Raw genomic sequence first — 18614 nt, 5'->3', positions numbered from 1 at the left:
TGTGTGACCTAGCACAAGCTGCCAATCCGTTTGCGAACGCCGTACGGCGGCAGGCAGGATCGCGCGCATGTCTCCCCGCGTCGATCTCCCCGGCCCCTTCAGCGCCCGCCCCGCGACGACGGCCGACGTCCCGGCGCTGCACGAGCTGGTCAGCGCGGTCGAGCACGCCGCCAACGGCGTCGCCGACACGGGCGCGGACGGGATCGAGGCGACCCTGACCCGGCCGGGGCTGGACGCGAACGCCGACAGCCTGATCGTGCACGCGGCCGACGGGCGGGCCGCCGCGTGGGCGTGGATCAACCGCGGCCGGCACGCGCGGGTCGACGTCGCACCGGCGTACCGCGGGCTCGGGATCGGGAGCGCGCTGCTCGACTGGGTCGAGGCGCGGGCCGCCGAGGTCGGGACGGACTGGGTCGCGCAGATCGTCGACGACCAGGACCTGGCCGGCACCGAGCTGCTGCGCTCGCGCGGCTACGAGGTGCTGGCGACGAACTGGATGCTCGAGATGCCGACGACCGGGCTCGACGTGAAGGTCCCGGACGGGGTCACGATCCGGCCGTTCGGCGCCGGCGACGAGCGGGCGGCGTACCAGGTGATCGAGGACGCGTTCGACGACTGGCAGCCGCGGCGCAAGGAGTACGACGAGTGGGCGCGGATGAGCATCGAGCGGTCGAGCTTCGCGCCGGCGCTCTCGCCTGTCGCGTTCGCCGGTGGCGAGTTGGTGGGGGCGGTGCTCAGCCTCGATCTGCCCGAGTCCGGCAGCGACGGGTACGTCGAGCAGGTCGCGGTCCGGAAGGATCAGCGCGGGCGCGGCGTCGCGAAGGCGCTGCTCGCGACGGCGGCGGAGGCGATGCACGGTCTGGGGCGGACCAAGCTGACCTTGTGGACGCACTCGGACACGGGCGCGCTGGCCATGTACGAGCGGCTCGGGATGACCGTGCGGCGGAGTACGACGGTGCACCGCGGCCGGGTCTGAGTCGGCACCAGATCGTGACGAGGTGTTGACTCGCGGCGATGAGAGCGCTCCCATAGGCGTAACCCACCCAGGGAGGTCACCATGCGTTCCCGCCCGAACGTCCCGTGCCGCCCTCGCCTCCGGACCCTGCTCAGTGCACTCGTCGTCCCGGTGCTGGTCGCCGTACCGCTGACGATCGCCGCGCAGGCCAGCGTCCCGCCGCCCGCGAACGGCTGGACCACGGTCTGGTCCGACGACTTCGACGGCCCGAGCGGCAGCCTGCCGTCGAGCACGAACTGGATCGTCGACACCGGCCACGGCTACCCCGGCGGCCCCGGCAACTGGGGCACCGGCGAGATCCAGAACTACACCAGCTCCCCCGACAACCTGTCCCTCGACGGCGCCGGCAACCTGCGGATCACCCCGCGCCGCGACGGTGCCGGCAACTGGACGTCGGCCCGGATCGAGACCCAGCGCGCGAACTTCAAACCGCCCGCGGGCGGCGTCCTCGCGATCGAAGGGCGCATCCAGATGCCGAACGTCACCGGCAACGCGGCGCTCGGCTACTGGCCCGCCTTCTGGGCGCTCGGTTCGCCGTACCGGGGCAACTACTGGAACTGGCCGGGCATCGGCGAGTTCGACATCATGGAGAACGTCAACGGGATCAACTCGGTCTGGGCCGTGCTGCACTGCGGCGTGAACCCGGGCGGCCCGTGCAACGAGACGACCGGCCTCGGCGCCAGCCGCGCCTGCCCGGGGTCGAGCTGCCAGTCGGCGTTCCACACGTACAGGTTCGAGTGGGACACCAGTACGACGCCGAACGCGTTCCGCTGGTACGTCGACGGGCAGCAGTTCCACTCGGTCACCGAGGCGCAGCTCCCGGCCGACACCTGGGCCAGCATGACGTCGCACGCGGGCTACTTCATCCTGCTGAACGTAGCGATGGGTGGGGCGTTCCCCGACGCGTTGAACGGGCCGACGCCGCGCGCTGAGACCGTGCCGGGGCACCCGATGGTCGTTGACTACGTAGCGGTCTCCACCAAGGGTGGCGGCACCACTCCCCCGACGACGCCGCCTCCTGGTGGTAGCGGCGCGTACGGAACGTTGCAGGCCGAGGCGTTCGGCCAGCAAGGAGGTGTGGCCACCGAGACGACCAGTGACACCGGCGGCGGCCAGAACCTCAGCCAGCTCGGCAACGGCGACTGGGCCCGCTACAGCGCCATCGACTTCGGCAGTACGCCGGCCAGGCAGTTCGTCGCCCGCGTCGCGTCAGGCGCCGGCGGCGGGGTCAGCGGGCTGGTCGAGGTCCGGCTCGACAGCCGGTCGAACGCGCCGATCGGCAGCTTCGCGGTCGGCAACACCGGCGGCTGGCAGAGCTGGCGGACCGTACCCGCCAACATCGCGGCGGTCACCGGCGTACACGACGTGTACCTGACCTTCACGAGCGGCCAGCCGGCGGACTTCGTGAACGTCAACTGGTTCACGTTCGGGCACTGAGCCCGTCGAACACCACGCCGGCGCCTCGGACAAGAAATACCTTGTCCCAGGCGCCGGCTTCTTGTTCCAGGCCCCGACGGTCAGGCGATCTGGTCGGCGGCGGGCGCGGAGATCGTCAACGGGTCGCCGAACTTGCTGAACTTCCCTTCGATCTTCGCGCCCTCGGCCTCGTAGCTGAAGCTGCGCGGCAGCGCGTCCGCGTCGACGGAGATCTCGATCGGCAGCGTCGTCAGCTGCGTCTGACCGGCGGTCTCCGGCGTCAGGTAGGTCCCGAAAGCCTTCGCACCGGTCGCTTTCACGACGTCCACGGTCATCTTGTACTTCGTCGTCGCGGCGCCGTCGATCGTGTCCCCCGGCGTACTGGAGAACTCGGTCGCGTACGGCGCCCCGGCCACCACCAGGTACTGGTCCAGCTGCGGCGACAGCAGCTGCAACATCGCGCCGGCCATCAACGCCGACGTGTCCTTGCCGGCACCCTTCGCCGCCGGGTCGTGCTTGACCCACGGCTTGGCCGGGTTGTTGCTCAGCTGCGCCCCCTTGCCGTACAACGTCCCACCGATCCGCACCACCGAAGTCCCCATCGCCGACCCACTCACGTCGGCGCCCTTCCCATCCAGCCGCACGTCCGTCACGAACGTCCCCGGCCCGTCGGAATCGGTCGTCACCGTCTCCAGGTGGAACGTCTTCTTCCCCTGCAGCGCCGCCTGGACCTTCCCCGAGAACTCGTCCTTCGACAACGCCGGCCCCGCCGACGCGGCAGGCTCGTCCGAGCCCCCACACCCGGCCGCCCCCAGCAGCACCCCGACCAGCACGAACCCAACCATCAGTTTCTTCACCCGCGGAGGATGCCACAGGTCCGTCGCGGCGCGGGCCGTCGCACGCCGTGACCTATTCTTCGGCTATGTCTCAACAGGTGGTGAGCAGCGGGCCGGGTGCTCTCTTCGCGATCGGCGGGGCCGAGGACAAGCTGAAGAAGCGGATGGTGCTGCAGGAGTTCGTCGAGGCGGCCGGTGGGTCGAAGGCGCGGATCGTGGTGGTGCCCACGGCGTCCGCGCTCGGGCCGGACGTGACCGACGTGTACTCCGCGTTGTTCTCCGCGCTGGGGGCGGCGAGTGTGGTGGGGGTTCGGCCGGAGAATCGCGAGGACGCGGACGACCCGGCGTTTATCGAACCCCTCAACGAGGCTACTGGGATCTTCATGACCGGTGGAAACCAGCTGAAGCTCAGTGGTGTGGTGACTGGTACGGCGTTCGGGCGGGCGATCACGGCTGCGCACGGGCGTGGGGCTGCTGTGGGTGGGACCTCGGCTGGGGCCAGCATCTTGGCCGAGCACATGATCGCGTTCGGACGGTCGGGAGCGACGCCACGGCAGCGGATGAGTCAGCTGGCCGGCGGGCTCGGGCTGGTGCAGGGCGCGATCGTCGACCAGCACTTCGCGCAGCGGAACCGGTACGGCCGGCTGCTGTCGCTGGTCGCGCAGTCGCCGGGGCTGCTCGGGATCGGCGTGGACGAGGACACGGCGGCCGTCGTACGGGGGTCACATCTGGAGGTTGTCGGGCGCGGCGCGGTGACGATCTTCGACGGGAGCCGGATCACCTCCAACGCGCACTACGCGAAGCGGTCCGAGGCGATCCTCGCCTCCGGCGTCGTCCTGCACGTGCTGCCCGCGACCTCGACGTTCGACCTGCGGGCGCGTGCGTTGCTCTCGTACGGCCCGCAGCCGCCGGCCGAGGAGCTGGCCGAGATCGAGCAGGCCGAGGCGGACCTGCGGAAGCTGGCGCGCGACATCGCGGCCGAGGGCGTCTCCCCGCGGTACTACGCCGAGCAGAAGCGGCGCGCGGGTAAGCGCACCGCCCGGCGGGTGTCGTCGGCGACGGAGTCCAGACCGGAGGCGACCGAGCCTCTGAGCGCGGGCGCCGAACTCAGCCGACCAGACACCGATCCGCAACCAGACAGTGGGACGCAATGACCGAGACCGCCCCCCAGCAGCGCCGTAAGCCCGCCGACCCGCAGGGCACGCCGAGCCCGGACCTGAAGATCATCGAGACCCGGGTCTACCGCGGCCCGAACGTCTGGAGCTACGACCCGGCGATCCACCTGGTCGTCGACCTGGGGTCGCTGGAGCAGTGGCCGTCGGACACCATCGACGGGTTCACCGAGCGCCTGCTCGCCGACCTCCCCCGCCTCGACCAGCACCACTGCTCGCGCGGCCGCCGCGGCGGCTTCATCGAGCGCCTCCAGGAAGGCACCTGGCTCGGGCACATCGCCGAGCACGTCGCCCTGCAGCTGCAGCAGGAGGCCGGCCACGACATGCGGCGCGGCAAGACCCGCCAGGTCAAGGGCATCCCCGGCCGGTACAACATCGTCTACGCGTACGCCGACGAGGCCGTCGGCCTGGCGGCCGGCGAGCTGGCGGTGCGCTTCGTCAACCACCTGGTCCAGCCGGACCCGGACTTCGAGTTCACCACCGAGCTCGAGCGGTTCATCAAGCAGGCCGAGCGGACCGCGTTCGGCCCGTCGACGCAGGCGATCGTGGACGAGGCGACCTCGCGCGACATCCCGTGGATCCGGCTGAACAAGGCCAGCCTGGTGCAGCTCGGCCAGGGCGTGCACGCGAAGCGGATCCGGGCCACGATGACGTCGGAGACCGGTTCGATCGCGGTCGACGTGGCCAGCGACAAGGACCTGACCACGCGGCTGCTGGCCTCGGCCGGCCTGCCGGTCCCCCGCTCGGACTCGGTCCGTACGGTCGAGGACGCGGTCAGCGTCGCGAACAAGATCGGCTACCCGGTCGTCTGCAAGCCGCTCGACGGCAACCACGGCCGCGGCGTCTGCCTGAACCTGGCCGACGCGGACGCGGTCCGCGAGGCGTTCCCGATCGCGGCCGAGCAGTCCCGGCGCGGCTGGGTGATCGTGGAGAACTTCGTCACCGGCCGCGACTACCGCTGCCTGATCATCAACGGCCGGATGGAGGCGATCGCCGAGCGGGTCCCCGCGCACGTGGTCGGCGACGGCGTGCACACGGTCGCCGAGCTGGTCGAGATCACCAACGCCGACCCGCGCCGCGGCGTCGGGCACGAGAAGATCCTGACCCGGATCACGGTCAACGCCGCCGCCCGGGAACTGGTCCGCAGCCAGGGCTTCGAGCTGGACGACGTACCGCCGGAGGACGTCACCGTGAAGCTGACGCTGACCGGCAACATGTCCACCGGTGGGATCTCGATCGACCGCACCTACGAGGCGCACCCGGAGAACGTCGAGATCGCCGAGGAGGCGGCCCGGATGATCGGGCTCGACATCGCCGGGATCGACTTCATCTGCCCCGACATCACCCAGCCGGTCCGCGAGACCGGCGGCGCGATCTGCGAGGTGAACGCGGCCCCGGGCTTCCGGATGCACACCAACCCGACGATCGGCGAGCCGCAGTACATCGCCAAACCGGTCGTCGACATGCTGTTCCCGCCGGGAGCGACCAGCCGGATCCCGATCGTCGCGGTCACCGGCACCAACGGCAAGACGACCACGAGCCGGATGATCAGCCACGTCTTCAAGGGCATGGGCCGCAAGGTCGGGATGACATCGACCGACGGCATCGTGATCGACGAGCGGCTGGTGATCCGGTCCGACGCCTCCGGCCCGAAGTCGGCCCGGATGGTGCTGCAGAACCCGCGCGTCGACTTCGCGGTCTTCGAGGTCGCCCGCGGCGGGATCCTGCGCGAGGGGCTGGGGTACGAGCGCAACGACGTCGCCGTCGTGCTGAACATCCAGCCCGATCACCTCGGGCTGCGCGGCGTCGACACGCTCGAGCAGTTGGCCGACGTGAAGGCGGTGCTGGTCGAGGCGGTGCCGCGGACCGGGTTCGCCGTGCTGAACGCCGACGACCCGCTGGTGCGGAAGATGCGCCGCAAGTGTTCGGGCCAGGTCGTCTGGTTCAGCATGGCCGAGGCCGGCAGCGAGGTCCGCGAGTACATCGAGGGGCACTGCCGCCGCGGTGGCCGCGCGGTGGTGCTGGAGCGGTCCGAGCTCGGCGACATGATCATCATGAAGCACGGCCGGCGCTCGATGCAGCTGGCCTGGACGCACTTGCTCCCGGCAACGTTCGGCGGCCGGGCGATGATGAACGTGCAGAACGTGATGGCCGCCGCGGCGGCCGCGTTTGCGGCCGGGGCGCCGTTGCACGACATCCGGCAGGGCCTGCGCACGTTCAGTACGTCGTACTACCTGTCCCCGGGCCGGCTGAACGAGATCGAGGTGGACGGCCGGCACGTGATCGTCGACTACTGCCACAACGCGCCGGCGATGCGGATGCTCGGCGACTTCGTGGACCGGATCGGCGAGAGCCTCGGCGCGTCGTCGGAGCTCGGGCGGCCGTCGCGGATCGGTGTGATCGCGACCGCGGGCGACCGGCGGGACGACGACATGCGCGAGCTCGGCGAGGTCGCGGCGCAGCACTTCGACGTCGTGGTGGTCCGCGAGGACAACCGGCTGCGTGGCCGCAAGCGCGGCGAGTCGGCCGAGCTGATCATCGAGGGCGTCCGGGCCGCGATGGCCGACGGCGCCCGGTGCCGCTCGGTCGACCTGGTGCTGGAGGAGCTCGACGCCGTACGGCACGCGCTCGGCCGGTCCAACCCCGGTGACCTGGTCGTGCTGTGCGTCGACCAGCACCAGTCGGTCCTGGCCGAGCTGGAGTCGGTGTCGCACCTCGCGCAGGCCGGCGCGCGCTCCGGTGACGAGGGCGGCGACCCCGACTTCGTCCGCCCGGACGAGGAGAGTGAGCAAGCCGACGACGAGTGAGGGGAACTCGGGTGGGGGCAGCGTCGTTGGCCTGTCCGTGAAGACGAAGTTGCTGCTGGCATGTATCGCCGTTGCCCTCCCCCTCCTGGCGTCCTGTGGATCCGGCGCGGCCGCCGCTGACCCCGAACCATCGGTCACTACGCCGGGCGTGCTGGTCGAGGACGCCTGGGTCCGGGCCACCGCCGGGGCGAAGGACACCACGATGACGGCGGCGTTCATGTCGCTGACCAACCCGGGCGACACCGAGATCAAGTTGACCTCGGCAACCTCTCCGGTGGCCGGCGTGGTGCAGCTGCACGAGATGACGATGAAGGACGGCAAGATGGTGATGCAGGAGAAGGCCGGCGGGATCGCCGTACCGGCCGGCTCGCACGCGCACCTGGCGCCGAGCGGTGACCACGTGATGCTGATGGACCTGAAGCAGCCGCTGAAGCCCGGTGACGAGCTGCCGCTGACGCTGAAGTTCTCCGACGGCAGCACGCACGACCTGACCGTCCCGGTGAAGAACTTCACCGAGGAGGAGGAGCACTACCACCCCTCCGAGACCCCGACACCGGCCTCTTGACATCGACAAACTCCAGGCCCTCGCGCCGGCAGCTCCTCTCGTACGCCGGAGCCGCCGCCGCGGGGGCCGCTGTCACCGGCGGCGCCGTTGCCCTCAGCAACGACACCGGGCCCGCCGCGGGCGCGGCGTCGCGCGACCTCAGCCCGTACGGCGACCACCAGCCCGCGATCGCGGCGCCCACCCCGAAGCACACCGAGCTGGTCGCGCTGAACCTGCTCAGCGGCACCGACAAGGCCGCCCTCGGCCGCCTGATGCGCTTGTGGAGCACCGACATCGTCGCGCTCACCGCCGGGCGGCCGACGCCCGGCGACACGGCACCCGAGCTGGCCGTCCCGAACGCCGCGCTGACCGTGACGGTCGGGTTCGGGCCGCGGGTGTTCACGCGGCCCGGGCTGACGGCGTCCAAGCCGCGCGGGCTCGACGACCTGCCGGTGATGCGGCACGACCGGCTGCTCCCGGCCTGGTCCGGCGGCGATCTGCTGATCCTGGTCGGTGCCGATGACCCGGTGAGCGTCGTGCACGCCGTACGGCGGCTGGTGGCGGACGCGGCGCCGTTCGCCAAGCCGGCGTGGCGGCAGAGCGGCTTCTGGAACGGGACCGGGCCGGACGGCCGGCCGGTGACCGGGCGGAACCTGTTCGGTCAGGTCGACGGGACCGGGAACCCGACGGTCGGGACGCCGGAGTTCGACGCGACGGTGTGGGCCGACGGGCCGGACTGGTTCCGCGGCGGCACGACGCTCGTCGTACGGCGGATCCGGATGAACCTGGACACCTGGGACGAGTTGACCCGGTCGGAGCAGGAGCGGGCGGTCGGGCGGAAGCTGTCGACGGGGGCGCCGGTGACCGGGACGGCCGAGCACGACGAACTCGATCTGCTCGCGCGGGACGCGGACGGGCGGCTGGTGATCGCGGAGAACGCGCACGCACGGTTGTCGCACCACAGCACGAACGACGGACGGCGGATCTTCCGCAAGGGGCTCAACTACGTGCACGACACCGGTGCGACGAGGGAGAGCGGGCTGGTGTTCCTCAGCTACCAGGCCGACGTGGCCGGGCAGTTCCTGCCGCTGCTGGCGCGGCTCGACGCTGCCGACGCATTGAACGAGTGGACGACGACAATCGGCTCAGCCGTCTTCGCGATCCCACCAGGATGGCACGAGGACGGCTGGCTGGCGCGCGAGCTGCTGAGCTGAGCCGGCCGGGACAACCGGCCCAGCCCAGGAATCCTCAGCCGGCCCGGAAGCTCAGGAACTTGCTGCTCGGGTAGCTGTGGAAGTTGTTGGCCGGCTCGAGGTTGGCCGGGCCGGTGCAGTCGGCCGTGCGGTACAGCAGCACGTCCTCGGTGGACCAGTTGAACAGGGCGCCGGGGGCGAACGGCAGCACGGTGCAGGCGCCGGGGACGTCGTTGTAAGCGACGGCCTTGCCGGTGAAGCTGGTGGTCTCGAAGAAGCAGGCCTGGCCTTCGGTGCACTCGAAGGCGGTCTGCGCCGCGGACGCCGGTGTGACGGTGAGACCGGTCGCGGCGACGGCGAGCGCGGTGAGGGTCAGGGCGGGACGAATTCTCACAGTTCCTCCACAGGGCGGGGTGATGGCCCCAACCCTATGGTTGAACATTCACTGAAGTGGCTTCGTCCGGCGTGGCGCGGTTATAACGAGCCAGCAGGCGACGCTGGGGCTCGCGCTGGTCGATCCAGTCCAGGTCGTCGGACAGGACCGCGTCGTTGCTGCGGTCGGCGTACGGGTCGAGTGGCGGCGGGGGCGGGGGCAGCGCGCGGAGCTTGAGGGCTGTCATCGGGATGGCCAGGAGTACCGCGAGGACGAGCCAGGGCCAGTAGTCGCGCAGGAGTGGCTCGAAAGTCTCGAAGAAGCTCCTGGTTGCCTCATCTGCTCCGGGGGCTTTCACAGCGTTGACCAGCGCGAAGCAGACCAGGTACCAGCCGGCCAGCACCGGCCAGAAGTACGCCGAGCGCCAGCCGCGCCGCCAGCAGCAGACGTACAGCAAGATCGCGAGCCCGACCGCGACCAGCAGCCCGTTCAGCTGCCAGAGCCAGTGCACGCCGTCGACGTGCGCGGCCGGGCGGGCGGCGTACCAGGCCAGGGGCAGCGCCAGCGCGAACGCCGCCACGACCGAGGACCGGGTGCCCAAGGCACCGAAGAAGGCGCCGACGGCACTTGCCGCGAGCAACGTGATCAGCACGTCGCGCGCCGAGAACGCGTGTCCGCTGAGCCACCAGGTGCCTGCGGCAACGACGAGCACCAGCGGTACGGCGTACCGGACGCGGCCGAGCAGGAACCCGGCCGCCACTCCCCCGGCGAACCCACCGAGCACGAGCAGGTCGACCCGGCCGCCGCCGGCCGGGACGAACTGCGTCGAAGCATCGGGCAGACCGGCCAGGTAGGTCGGGGCGAACCCGGCCACGAACCAGCCGATCACGGCCGCTGGGACAGCCCACAGGTAGCGCATCTGGACCTCGATCCACCCCCGGGGGCCGGGGGAACCGACGGTGTCGGCAGCCCAGCGCACCCGGCCGTGGTCCCGGGCCAGGTCAGTGCTGGGCTCGCTCGACCTTGCTCTTCAAGATCTCCGGGGTATCGACGGTAGCTCCCTCGGACCGCAACCAGGCGTCAAGACTCGCCCGATCCTGCAGAGACATCACCGCGACCACATCACCGGCCCGGGCCTCGGCGACCAGCGCCTTGGCCGCGTCCAGCTCGGTCGGGAACGACGGCACGTCCTCGACGCCGACCGACCGGGTGCCCTCCCGGAACACCTCGTCCAGCTCGGCCGGCGGCCGGCCGCGCAGGTAGGTGTCCTTGTGCCCGATCACGACCCGGTCGGCGCCGCGGGCACCGATCGCGCCCATCGCCGTGACCATCTCGTCGGCCCGGTCGCCCGGGGAGCCGAGCGCGAGCAGCAGCCGGCCGCCCTCGGGGCGGACGCCGTTCATGATCTCCAGCAGCGCCTCGAGGCCGGCCTCGTTGTGGGCCAGGTCGATCACCACGGTGAAGTCGCGGACCGAGTACATGTTCATCCGGCCCGGGTTGTTCTCGTTCGGCGAGAAGCTGGACAGCCCCTCGACGACCGCGGCCTTCGGCAGGTTCAGCCCGAGCGCCGCCGAGGTCGCGGCGAGCGCGTTCTCGACGTTGTAGTGCGACAGCCCGGACAGCGTCATCGGGATGTCGGTGACCTTGAGCAGCGGCTCGGCGTCGCTGGAGTTGTCCAGCACGGTGACGAACCCGTCCAGGACGGTGGTCGCCCGGCCGCCCTCCTCGAGCACGGTCCGGATCGACGGCGAGTCGGGATCGCGGGAGAACACCCAGCACTTGGCCGGCGAGTCCAGCCGCATCGCGAACGTGCGCGGGTCGTCGCCGTTCACCACGCACCAGCCGCGCGGGCGGGTGATCTTGGTGATCACGGCCTTCACCTCGGCGAGCTGGTCGACGGTGTCGATACCACCGAGCCCGAGGTGGTCCGCGGTCACGTTGGTGACCACCGAGACGTCGTTGGACGCCACGCCGATCCCGCGGCGCAGGATACCGCCGCGGGCGGTCTCGGTGACCGCGAGCTGGATGCCGGGCTGGGACAGCACCCGGCCGGCACCGCTCGGGCCGGAGAAGTCGCCGTACTCGACCAGTTCGCCGTCGAAGTACACGCCGTCGGTGCTCGACCAGCCGACGTGCAGCCCGGCCGCGCGGCCGATGTGCGCGATCATCCGCGAGGTGGTGGTCTTGCCGTTCGTCCCGGTCACCGCGACGACCGGCACCTTCGGCCGCAGCGTCGGCGGCGGGTTGCCCGGCGGTTCGTTGCGGACCCGGTCACCGACCGCCGTGACGAGGGCGGCCAGCTCGGACTCCTCGGTGGCGAACGCGTCGACGACCTCGACGATCGCCTCACCGAGCGCCCGGGCGCGCTGCTCGTGGGCCCAGGGGAAAGCCACCACCAGCCGCCGTACGTCGGCCTCCGGACGCACCCGGACGCCGATCCGCCCGATCCCGGCCTCGCGGGCGATCCGGCGGACGATGTGCCCGACCACGCGGATCGCGAACCGCTGCCGGAACCCCGAGCCGATCCGGCCCGGCCGGGTCGCGCCCAGCCCGAGCGCGGAGGCGTAGGCCTTCGCGGCCGGCGCCGGGGCGTCGATCAGCGCGGACAGGTCGAGGGTCAGCTTCACCGCGGCGCGGCTGAAGTAGAGGTTCGCCCCGTCGAGAACGCGGAGCTCTACCTTGGAAGTCACACTAGGCACCCATCGCGTGGTAGCCGCCGTCGACGTGGACGATCTCGCCGGTGGTGGAGGGGAAGAAGTCGCTGAGCAGGCCGACGATGGTCTTACCGGTCGGCTCCAGGTCGGACGGGTCCCAGCCGAGCGGGGCACGGTCCAGCCAGGGCTCCTCGAACTTCTCGAAGCCCGGGATCGCCTTCGCGGCCAGCGTCTTCAGCGGGCCGGCCGAGACCAGGTTGCAGCGGATGCCCTGGGCACCGAGATCGCGGGCCAGGTAGCGCGAGGTGGACTCCAGCGCGGCCTTGGCCACCCCCATCCAGTCGTAGCCCGGCCAGGCGACGGTCGCGTCGAAGGTCAGCCCGACGACGCTGCCGCCGCGGCTCATCAGCGGCGCGCAGGTCACCGCCAGTGCCTTCAGGCTGTACGCCGACACGTGCACGGCGCGCGAGACGTCGTCCCACGGGCCGTCCAGGAACTTGCCGCCGAGGATCGTCTCCGGGTTGCCGTAGGCGATCGAGTGCACGACGCCGTCCAGGCCGTCGACGTGCTCACGGACCTTGTCCGGCAGCGCGGCCAGGTGCTCGGCGTCCGTCACGTCCAGCTCGAGCACCGGCGGTTCGACGGGTAGCCGTTTGGCGATCCGTTTCGTGATGCTCAGCGCGCGGCCGAAGTTCGAGATCAGCACGGTGGCGCCTTGTTCCTGCGCCACCTTGGCCGTGGCGAAACCGATCGAGGAGTCGAGGGTGACTCCGGCGACCAGGATCCGCTTGCCGTCGAGGATGCCCACCGGCGTCCCTTTCCTGGATGAACTGAGAGGTGAGTGTGACTAGTTGCCCATGCCGATGCCGCCGTCGACCGGGATCACCGCGCCGGTGATGTACCCGGCTTCCTCGGACGCGATCCAGCGCACGGCGTTGGCGATCTCGGTGGTCAGGCCGAACCGGCCGAGCGGGATCTGGCCCAGGTACTGCTTCTGGGTCTCCTCCGGGAGGACGGCGGTCATGTCGGTCTCGACGAAGCCCGGCGCGACGACGTTCGTGGTGATCCCGCGGCTGCCCAGCTCACGGGCCATCGAGCGGGCCATCCCGACCATGCCGGACTTGCTGGCCGCGTAGTTCACCTGGCCGGGCGAGCCGAGCAGGCCGACCACCGAGGAGATGAAGACGATCCGGCCCTTGCGCAGCCGCAGCATGCCCTTGGCGGCGCGCTTGGCGACCTTGAACGACCCGGTCAGGTTGGTCTGGATGACCGCGTCCCAGTCGTCGTCGGACATCCGCAGCAGCAGCGTGTCCTTGGTGATGCCGGCGTTCGCGACCAGGACCTCGACCGGGCCCTGCTCGGCCTGGATCGCCTCGAAGGCGGCGTCGACCTGCTCGGTGTCGGTGACGTCACACTTCACCGCGAAGAAGCCCTCCGGCGGCTCGGTGCTGTTGTACGTGATCGCCACGTTGTCGCCGGCGTCCCTGAACGCCGTCGCGATGGCGAGCCCGATGCCCCGGTTGCCCCCGGTGACGAGTACCGATCTGGCCACGAACACTTCTCCTCACTCGATGGACGTGCTGCCGGACGAACGCTATCGCCCGGCCCCGGTGCCGCCGTGAACCGGGCGGACACCGGGGCGGCGGACGGCGTACCGGTCAGGCGTCCTCGAGGCGGAAACCGACCTTGAGCCCGACCTGGTAGTGGTCGATCTGGTTGTCGACGATGTGGCCGCGGATCTGGGTCACCTCGAACCAGTCCAGGTGCCGCAGCGTCTCCCCGGCCCGGCCGATCGCGTTCTGGATCGCCGCGTCGACGCCGTCCTTGGACGTGCCGACGAGCTCGGTCACCCGGTAGGTGCGATCTGTCATCGTGCTCTCCCTTCCCAGCTGCCTGCGGCTGCCCTGAACGAGCGGCGTACCGTTGTCCATAGGTGAGGAGAATAGATGCCCCGACGACGTGAGACCGACAGCCATCCGGTCGTCTCCGTGACCACTGCGCAGCCCGGCCGTTCCGAGGACCTGGAGAGCCGGATCGCGCGGTACGCGTGGATGATGTCGCTGCGGGTGGTGTGCTTCGTGGCGGCGGTGCTGACGCCGTCGCCGTGGCGCTGGATCCTGCTGGTCGGGGCGGTCTTCCTGCCCTCGGTCGCGGTGGTCTTCGCCAACGCGCACCAGAACCGCAAACTGGCCGGCGCCGACAGCTACGAGGCCCCGCCGCGGGTGCAGCTGGAGCGGCAGCCGGGGCCGGTGATCCAGGGAGAATACGTGTCCGATCAGCAGTCCGTTGACGACACCGAAAAGTGATCTCGGCCGGGACTGGATTCTGCGGCCGGATCCGTGTCAGAATCTCCCGCGTGCTCTGAAGTTCACCAGTGAAATTCAGGGACTTGATGCGGCGTCGGACGGCTCCCCCCGTGGCTGTCCGACGTCGCTTCATTTTCCCCAGGCTTTTGATTATTGAGTGATCAGGAACAATTCCTCATGAGTGAACAAGCACCGGCGTCCGTCTGCTCTGCAAAGGGATGTGGCGCCCCCGCCCGCTGGGCGCTGCAGTGGAACAACCCCAAGATCCACACCCCCGACCGGCGTAAGACGTGGCTGGCCTGCGACGACCACAAGCAGTCCTTGAGCGACTTCCTCGGCGCCCGGTCATTCCTGCGAGAGGTCGAACCTTTCACCGGCTGAACAACTCCGGGCGGCGTTACGGGTGAAAAAGTAAATTTCCGGTTCAGATTGCCGCTGAGTGGTAACTAGCCGCCGATCGCGGACATCGGGCGGGCCGGCTGCAGGAACGCCGGGTCGGCGATCCCGTGGCCGGGGAGTTTGCCGCGCATGGCCTTGCGCCAGCGGTCGGCGAGGTCCTCGTCGGAGGCGCCTGCCCGCAGCGCCGTGCGCAGGTCGGACTCGGTGCGCGCGAACAGGCAGTCGCGGACCTGGCCGTCGGCGGTCAGCCGGACCCGGTCGCAGTCGCCGCAGAACGGGCGCGTCACGCTCGCGATGATCCCGACCGTCTGCGGGCCACCCTGCACGGTGAACGACTCCGCCGGGGCACTCCCCCGGGTCGCCGCGTCGGTCGGCTCCAGACCGAACCGCTCGCCGAGCTTCTCGAGGATCTCGTCGGCGGTGATCATCGTCGACCGGTCCCAGCCGTGCTGCGCGTCCAGCGGCATCTGCTCGATGAACCGCAGCTCGTAGTCGTGGTCCAGGCAGAACTGCAGCAGCTCCGGCGCCTGGTCGTCGTTCACGCCGCGCATCAGCACCGCGTTCACCTTCACCGGCGCCAGACCGGCCGCGTGCGCCGCCGCGAGGCCGGCCAGCACGTCCTTCAGCCGGTCCCGGCGGGTGAGCTGCTGGAAGGTGTCCCGGCGGACCGTGTCGAGGCTCACGTTCACCCGGTCCAGGCCGGCCGCGGCCAGCGCGTCGGCCTGGCGGGCCAGGCCGATGCCGTTGGTGGTCAGCGAGACCTGCGGGCGCGGCGTGAGGTTCGTCGTACGGTCGACGATGCCGACCAGGCCGCGGCGCAGCAGCGGCTCACCGCCGGTGAAGCGGATCTCGTCGACGCCGAGGTGGGTGACCGCGATGGAGACCAGCCGGACGATCTCGTCGTCGGTGAGCAGCTCCGGCTTGGCGAGCCAGTCGAGGCCCTCCTCGGGCATGCAGTACGTGCAGCGCAGGTTGCAGCGGTCGGTCAGGGAGACCCTGAGGTCCGTGGCGACCCGGCCGTAGTTGTCGGCCAGACCGTTCCGCGTCTTGGTATACACGCCCCCAGCGTACGTGCCACCGGGCGGGCGACGGCGATGTGTTTCAGGTCATGGCCTAAGTTCGTGGGGTGCGTCGTTTGATGACAAGGCGGTGGATCGGCTCCGCGCTGGTGATCCTGGTCCTGGCCGGGGCCTGCGTGCAGCTCGGCCGCTGGCAGCTGCACCGGCTCGACGAGCGCAAGGAACGCAACCACGTCACCACCAGCAACCTGGCCGCCGCTCCGGCGCCGATCGGCGAGATCGTCGGTGCCGACCACGTCGTCGGGCCGCAGCACGACTGGCGGACCGCGGTCGTCACCGGCCGGTACGACGCGAGCAAGCAGATCGTCGTCCGCTACCGGAACGTGAACGACCGGCCCGGGTTCGAGATCGTCACCCCGCTGATCCTCACCGACGGGACGGCGCTGCTGGTCGACCGCGGCTTCCTCGCCCGCCAAGGCGCCGAGCTGGCGCCGTCGACGATCCCGCCGGTGCCCAGCGGCGAGGTGACCGTCACTGGGCGGCTGCGGCGCAGTGAGCACGGCGGCCACACCAGCGGCGGTACGCCGGTCGACGGCACCGCGCGGCTGATCAACGGGCCGGACTACTCGTCGACGCTCGGGTTGAAGCTGTACGACGGCTACCTGGCGACCGATCAGCAGCAGCCCGCGGCCGATCCGGCGTTCGGCAAGTTCCCCGGGCCGGAGATCGACGACGGGCCGCACTTCTTCTACGCGCTGCAGTGGTTCTTCTTCGCGCTGATGGCGATCGGTGGGCTGGTCTACTTCTCGCGGCAGGACCTAGAGAAGGACAAGGAACCTGAGGGCGCTGCTCCGGGCGAGCCCACCGAGGTTGCCGATCGCAACCGTTCGGAAGCGGTTGTCGGCGTGTCGGACAGTTCCGGGCCGGCGCCGAAGGAATAGCGCGTACTCCGCCTGCCCGTCGGTGAGACATCGTTTCATCATCTGAGACGATGCGGGCCGCGCGCGGCGCGCACCTCAGCGGCTCACGACGTTCTGCGGCAGGATGGTGGGCGTGGACCTCGGACTTCGCGATCGCACGTACATCGTCACCGGCGCCAGCGGTGGACTCGGCTTCGCCACCGCGCGGGCCCTGGCCGCCGAAGGCGCCAACCTGGTGATCTCCAGCCGCAACGAGGAGTCGATCGCGCGGGCCGCCGCCGAGCTCGGCGAGAACGTGGTCGGTATCCCGGTCGACAACGCCGACCCGGAGAGCGCCGAGAGGCTGGCCGCGACGGCGATCGCCAAGTGGGGCGCGCTGCACGGCGCCCTGATCAGCGTCGGCGGGCCGCGGGCCGGTACGGCGCTGGACACCGACGAGGACGACTGGCGCTCGGCCTTCGACAGCGTGTTCCTCGGCGGGCTGCGGATCGCCCGCTCGGTGGCACGGGCCGGCGCGGAGGGGACGTCGCTGGCGTTCGTCCTGTCGTCCTCGGTGAAGTCGCCGATCCCCGGCCTGGCGATCTCCAACGGGCTGCGCCCGGGGCTCGCGATGGTCGCCAAGACGCTGGCCGACGAGCTCGGCCCGAACGGCGTCCGGGTCAACGGCCTGCTGCCGGGCAAGATCGCCACCGACCGGGTCCGCGAGCTCGACTCCAAGGGGGGTGACCCCGAAGCCACCCGCCGCTCGGCCGAGAAGACCATCCCGCTGCGCCGCTACGGCCTCCCGGAGGAGTTCGGCCGGGTCGCAGCCTTCGTCCTGTCCCCCGCCGCGTCGTACCTGACCGGTGTGATGATCCCGGTCGACGGCGGAGCACTCCGAACCATCTAGTCCTTCGGCCGGTCCTTGTCCTTCGAGGGCTGGACGCGCTTCGGCTCGCCGGGCATCTTCGGGTACTCCGGCGGGTACGGCAAGTCGCCTTCGCCGTGGTCCTTCTCGTGCTTGGCGGAGAGCTCGAGCAGTGAGTCGAGCGAGAACGCCTGCTCGCCGACCGCCGCGTGCAGGTCGCCGACCTCGGCGAAGCGGGCCGGCATCGTGAGCACGTCGAAGTCGTCCGGTACGACGTCCTCCAGCTCCTCCCAGCGCAGCGGCGCCGACACCCGGGCGCGCGCGTTCGGACGCACCGAATACGCCGACGCGATCGTCCGGTCGCGGGCCATCTGGTTGTAGTCGATGAAGATCCGCTCGCCGCGCTCCTCCTTCCACCAGTTCACCGTGACCTGGTCGGGCAGGCGACGCGCCAGCTCGCGGCCGAGCGCGATCACCGCGCGCCGCGCCTGGATGAAGTCCCAGCGCGGCTCGATCGGCACGTACACATGCAGGCCCCGCCCGCCGGAGGTCTTCGGGAAGCCCTCCAGCCCGTGCTCGGCGAGCAGCTCGCGCAGCGCCGGCGCGACGGCGACCGCGCTCTTGAAGTCCGTCCCGGGCTGCGGGTCGAGGTCGATCCGCAGCTGGTCCGGCGAGTCCAGCTCAGGGCGCCGTACCGGCCAGGGGTGGAACGTCAGCGTGCCGAGGTTCGCCGCCCAGGCGACCACCGCGAGCTCGGTCGGGCAGACCTCGTCGGCCGGCCGCCCACTGGGGAACTTGATCGTCGCGGTCTCCACCCACTCCGGCGCGCCCTTCGCGACCCGCTTCTGGTAGAACGCGTCGCCCTTGTTGTCCATCCGGGTGGACAGCTTCGCGCCCTCGAACCAGCCGCCGGGCCAGCGCTCCAGCGTGGTCGGGCGGTCCCGGAGCGCGCCGAGGATGCCGTCGCCGACCGCGACGAAGTAGTTCACGATGTCGAGCTTGGTCAGCCCGCGGTCCGCGAAGTACGGCTTGTCCGGGTTGCTGACCCGGACCGTGCGCCCCGCCACCTCGAGCTCGATTGCCTTGGTCGCCGCCATGGCCGTGACGCTACCG

General features: G+C 70.7%; 19 protein-coding genes. 10 read left to right on the top strand and 9 right to left on the bottom strand.

Translation table 11 applies throughout. The features are described from left to right. Positions 1–67 precede the first annotated feature (67 nt). Both ACZ6Z4_RS29530 and ACZ6Z4_RS29525 read left to right on the top strand, forming a co-directional pair. Complete coding sequence (locus tag ACZ6Z4_RS29530; RefSeq protein ID WP_465571184.1) at positions 68–976, top strand: GNAT family N-acetyltransferase; 909 nt, start codon at positions 68–70, stop codon at positions 974–976. Positions 977–1057: 81 nt separating this feature from the next. Next, positions 1058–2452, top strand: a complete 1395-nt coding sequence (locus ACZ6Z4_RS29525) for a glycoside hydrolase family 16 protein (protein ID WP_465571179.1) — start codon at positions 1058–1060, stop codon at positions 2450–2452. 80 nt (positions 2453–2532) lie between these two features. Here ACZ6Z4_RS29525 and ACZ6Z4_RS29520 read toward each other — a convergent pair whose 3' ends face one another. Continuing rightward, on the bottom strand, positions 2533–3288 hold the full coding sequence (locus tag ACZ6Z4_RS29520) for a hypothetical protein (RefSeq protein WP_465571176.1): 756 nt from the start codon (positions 3286–3288) through the stop codon (positions 2533–2535). A 65-nt stretch (positions 3289–3353) separates the two neighbouring features. Between ACZ6Z4_RS29520 and ACZ6Z4_RS29515 the strand changes: the two genes are divergently transcribed. The 4 genes from ACZ6Z4_RS29515 to ACZ6Z4_RS29500 are packed head-to-tail and all read left to right on the top strand — an operon-like array spanning position 3354 to position 9004. Next, complete coding sequence (locus tag ACZ6Z4_RS29515) at positions 3354–4421, top strand: cyanophycinase (RefSeq protein ID WP_465571174.1); 1068 nt, start codon at positions 3354–3356, stop codon at positions 4419–4421. Then, complete coding sequence (gene cphA, locus ACZ6Z4_RS29510; RefSeq protein WP_465571171.1) at positions 4418–7246, top strand: cyanophycin synthetase; 2829 nt, start codon at positions 4418–4420, stop codon at positions 7244–7246. Before ACZ6Z4_RS29515 ends, cphA begins: the two co-directional genes overlap by 4 nt. A 37-nt stretch (positions 7247–7283) precedes the next feature. Beyond that, a complete protein-coding gene (locus ACZ6Z4_RS29505; RefSeq protein ID WP_465571168.1) occupies positions 7284–7811 on the top strand; it encodes a copper chaperone PCu(A)C in 528 nt (175 codons plus the stop codon). Further along, complete coding sequence (locus tag ACZ6Z4_RS29500) at positions 7808–9004, top strand: Dyp-type peroxidase (protein WP_465571166.1); 1197 nt, start codon at positions 7808–7810, stop codon at positions 9002–9004. The genes ACZ6Z4_RS29505 and ACZ6Z4_RS29500 overlap by 4 nt, the downstream gene beginning before the upstream one ends. Before the next feature lie 34 nt (positions 9005–9038). Here the strand turns inward: ACZ6Z4_RS29500 and ACZ6Z4_RS29495 are convergent, their stop codons facing one another. The 6 genes from ACZ6Z4_RS29495 to ACZ6Z4_RS29470 all read right to left on the bottom strand — a co-directional run bounded on the left by ACZ6Z4_RS29495 (position 9039) and on the right by ACZ6Z4_RS29470 (position 13881). Then, complete coding sequence (locus ACZ6Z4_RS29495) at positions 9039–9377, bottom strand: hypothetical protein (protein WP_363675027.1); 339 nt, start codon at positions 9375–9377, stop codon at positions 9039–9041. Between the two features lie 34 nt (positions 9378–9411). Continuing rightward, positions 9412–10275, bottom strand: coding sequence for a hypothetical protein (locus ACZ6Z4_RS29490; RefSeq protein ID WP_465571162.1), 864 nt, complete (start codon positions 10273–10275; stop codon positions 9412–9414). Between the two features lie 82 nt (positions 10276–10357). Beyond that, a complete protein-coding gene (locus ACZ6Z4_RS29485) occupies positions 10358–12046 on the bottom strand; it encodes a Mur ligase family protein (protein ID WP_465571159.1) in 1689 nt (562 codons plus the stop codon). 1 nt (position 12047) lies between these two features. After that, positions 12048–12818, bottom strand: a complete 771-nt coding sequence (fabI, locus tag ACZ6Z4_RS29480) for an enoyl-ACP reductase FabI (RefSeq protein WP_465571156.1) — start codon at positions 12816–12818, stop codon at positions 12048–12050. A 39-nt stretch (positions 12819–12857) separates the two neighbouring features. Further along, positions 12858–13562, bottom strand: coding sequence for a 3-oxoacyl-[acyl-carrier-protein] reductase (gene fabG / locus ACZ6Z4_RS29475; protein ID WP_465571153.1), 705 nt, complete (start codon positions 13560–13562; stop codon positions 12858–12860). Between the two features lie 106 nt (positions 13563–13668). Next, positions 13669–13881, bottom strand: coding sequence for a dodecin (locus ACZ6Z4_RS29470; protein WP_344170733.1), 213 nt, complete (start codon positions 13879–13881; stop codon positions 13669–13671). Positions 13882–13956: 75 nt separating this feature from the next. Between ACZ6Z4_RS29470 and ACZ6Z4_RS29465 the strand changes: the two genes are divergently transcribed. Together ACZ6Z4_RS29465 and ACZ6Z4_RS29460 are read left to right on the top strand one after the other, a co-directional pair. After that, the gene (locus tag ACZ6Z4_RS29465; RefSeq protein ID WP_465571146.1) at positions 13957–14316 is read left to right on the top strand and encodes a DUF3099 domain-containing protein; all 360 of its coding nucleotides are present in this window, start codon (positions 13957–13959) and stop codon (positions 14314–14316) included. A gap of 177 nt (positions 14317–14493) precedes the next feature. Next, positions 14494–14697 (top strand): hypothetical protein, encoded by a 204-nt coding sequence (locus ACZ6Z4_RS29460; RefSeq protein WP_363675039.1) that lies wholly within the window; start codon positions 14494–14496, stop codon positions 14695–14697. A 65-nt stretch (positions 14698–14762) separates the two neighbouring features. On the opposite strand, the gene moaA is transcribed toward ACZ6Z4_RS29460, so the two are convergent. Next, positions 14763–15773, bottom strand: coding sequence for a GTP 3',8-cyclase MoaA (moaA, locus tag ACZ6Z4_RS29455; protein ID WP_465571143.1), 1011 nt, complete (start codon positions 15771–15773; stop codon positions 14763–14765). 80 nt (positions 15774–15853) lie between these two features. Between moaA and ACZ6Z4_RS29450 the strand changes: the two genes are divergently transcribed. Together ACZ6Z4_RS29450 and ACZ6Z4_RS29445 are read left to right on the top strand one after the other, a co-directional pair. Further along, positions 15854–16675 carry an SURF1 family cytochrome oxidase biogenesis protein gene (locus ACZ6Z4_RS29450; protein ID WP_465571140.1) on the top strand — a complete coding sequence of 274 codons (822 nt, stop codon included), beginning with the start codon at positions 15854–15856 and terminating at the stop codon, positions 16673–16675. A gap of 103 nt (positions 16676–16778) precedes the next feature. Further along, complete coding sequence (locus ACZ6Z4_RS29445) at positions 16779–17543, top strand: SDR family oxidoreductase (RefSeq protein WP_363675045.1); 765 nt, start codon at positions 16779–16781, stop codon at positions 17541–17543. Here the strand turns inward: ACZ6Z4_RS29445 and ligD are convergent. Then, positions 17540–18598, bottom strand: a complete 1059-nt coding sequence (gene ligD, locus ACZ6Z4_RS29440) for a non-homologous end-joining DNA ligase (RefSeq protein WP_465571137.1) — start codon at positions 18596–18598, stop codon at positions 17540–17542. The two genes, ACZ6Z4_RS29445 and ligD, sit on opposite strands and share 4 nt — an antisense overlap. Positions 18599–18614: the final 16 nt, after the last annotated feature.

This window comes from Kribbella sp. NPDC104740 (assembly GCF_055583505.1).
This window is presented reverse-complemented; position numbering and strand designations above follow the sequence as displayed.